The organism is uncultured Meiothermus sp. (assembly GCF_937863175.1).
Lineage (GTDB): Bacteria > Deinococcota > Deinococci > Deinococcales > Thermaceae > Meiothermus.
On record NZ_CALMCQ010000487.1, the window covers coordinates 1 to 2267 of the forward strand.

The window sequence follows — 2267 nt, forward strand, 5'->3', positions numbered from 1 at the left end:
AGCCCCCGGGGTTAGGGTCTGATTGCCCCAATCGTAATGCGATATGACCCGATTGCGCTTCGGGCAGCTTTCGACTACCCGCAGTGAACTCGCGCTAGGCGGGGAGGTATCGGCAGGGTTTTTCCCTTCACCCCACAGTATCTGCCCTCGAGTGCCCCGAGCTTCCCATGGCTCCAATTCACACCCCGCTTGCGATAGGCTGAGGGCGCTATGCCCAAAACCCCTGCCCCGGAAATTGGCCTATGCTTCGCGGCGGATGGAGATGACTGGCCAGAGTGCCTGCATGGGCTGGGTGGTTGAAGGGTGAGCCATAGGGTGAATTACTGGATTGGCCAGACCCTGCGCGTCGAGTTCTGGAAGTATCCTGCCGACACGCTGCACTACTGGTGGGAAGCCCAGGTGTACGAGCTGCGCGATGAAGGGGTGCTGGTCTACATGCCGCTTGGTTTCGAGTTTCACCACGTTGGCAAAAACCGGCTGCTGCGGGTGGATCACCAGGCCTATGTAGCTTTGTTTGTGGGGCGCTGGTACTCGGGGGGGCCGGATTTGGATGCGGATGGGAAGGTGCTGGAATACTACTGGAACATTCAGACGCCGCCGCGTTTCGAGTCGAACCGCATCTGGCAGTACGACCTGGAAATAGATGTCAGGTGCAGGGCCGACCACACCTGCCAGTCCTACGACCTGGAGGAGTTTGCGGTCAAAGCCCCGCTCTATCCCGCCGAATGGGTGGAGCAAGCCAACCGGGCCGTGCAGCAGGTCGAGCAGCATGTGCGCCGACAGCAATGGCCGGTGTTGCCGCCAGAGCAGGGGAGATCGTGGTTGGAGCGGATATAGACGAACTTACGCTGCGGGTGTTGAAATTCTTACACCAGGCCGACTTTTGGGGGCCTTAAGCCAAAGCCAGTGGCCGAAAGCAAACCTCAACCACGACTTGTGACCTGCGCCTGCGTACAGGTCGCTGTACCTGGTCTGCCAAACCCTTTGCCGTTGCCCCTACTCTTGACCCCAGACCCTCGACCCTGGACAATCTACTGGTATGCGAGGTCTGTCCAAGCGCGTCAAGACCATGAAACCGTCTTCGACGGTGGCGGTGAATGCCAAAGCCCTCGAGCTGCGTCGTCAGGGGGTAGACCTGATTGCCATGACGGCAGGCGAACCCGATTTCGATACCCCCCAGTTCGTCAAAGATGCTGCTGCTCAGGCGATGTTGGCGGGCAAAACCAAGTATGCTCCGCCTGCGGGCATTCCCGAACTGCGCGAAGCCATCCGGGCCAAGTTCAAGCGCGAAAACGGCCTCGAGATCCCCACCGACCAGACCGTAGTGACGGTTGGCGGCAAGCAGTGCCTTTTTAACTTATTCCAGGCTATCCTCGATCCGGGCGACGAAGTGATCGTGATTGGCCCCTACTGGGTCAGCTATCCCGAAATGGCCCGTTTTGCCGAGGGGGTGCCGGTAGAGGTCAACACCGGCCCCGAGTCGGGTTTCATTCCCGATCCTGGCGAGATTGAGGGCAAGATCACCCCCCGTACCAAGGCCATTGTGCTCAACTCCCCTGGCAACCCCACCGGTGCGGTTTATCCCAAAGAAGTCTTGGTGGCCATAGCCGAACTGGCCAACAAACACGATCTTTATATTGTGTCCGACGAAATTTATGAACACCTCATCTACGAAGGCGAACACTTTTCACCAGCCCATGTGGCCCCCGACCGTACTATCACCGTGAACGGCGCGGCCAAGGCTTATGCCATGACCGGGTGGCGCATCGGCTACGCCGGTGGCCCCAGGGACGTGATCAAGGGCATAATTGATGTTTCCAGTCAGTCCACCACCAGCCCCGACACCATTGCCCAGTGGGCCATGGTCGAGGCACTGAATAACGTGGAGGAGGCACAAAAGTTCATTTCGATGGCTCGAGCGGCCTACCGTGCTCGGCGGAGCATTATTGTGGACGGCCTGAATGCGCTGGGCCTGCCCACCCCCAAGGTAAACGGGGCATTTTATGTGCTCTCCGATGTGTCCAAGATTGATCTCGACGAGAACAAAGCCGCCCTCCAACTGCTCAACGAGGCCAGGGTGGCGGTGGTGCCAGGCACCGACTTCGCGGCCCCCCACCATGTTCGTTTTAGCTACGCCACCAGCGAGGAAAACATCCGCGAGGCCCTCGAGCGCATCGGCTCGATCCTGTAAGGTACGCGCTCGCGCCTGCGGCCTCGAGCGCATCGGCTCGATCCTGTAAGGTACGCGCTCGCGCCTGCGGCCTCGA

Annotated in this window: 2 protein-coding genes; both read left to right on the forward strand. The window is 59.7% G+C overall.

Going from position 1 to position 2267, the window contains the following annotated elements:
• Positions 1 to 315: 315 nt before the first annotated feature.
• Entirely contained in the window at positions 316 to 837 is a 522-nt protein-coding gene (locus tag Q0288_RS17975) for a DUF402 domain-containing protein (protein WP_299433807.1), read from the forward strand.
• A gap of 202 nt (positions 838 to 1039) precedes the next feature.
• Positions 1040 to 2191, forward strand: coding sequence for a pyridoxal phosphate-dependent aminotransferase (locus Q0288_RS17980; protein ID WP_299433809.1), 1152 nt, complete (start codon positions 1040 to 1042; stop codon positions 2189 to 2191).
• Positions 2192 to 2267: the final 76 nt, after the last annotated feature.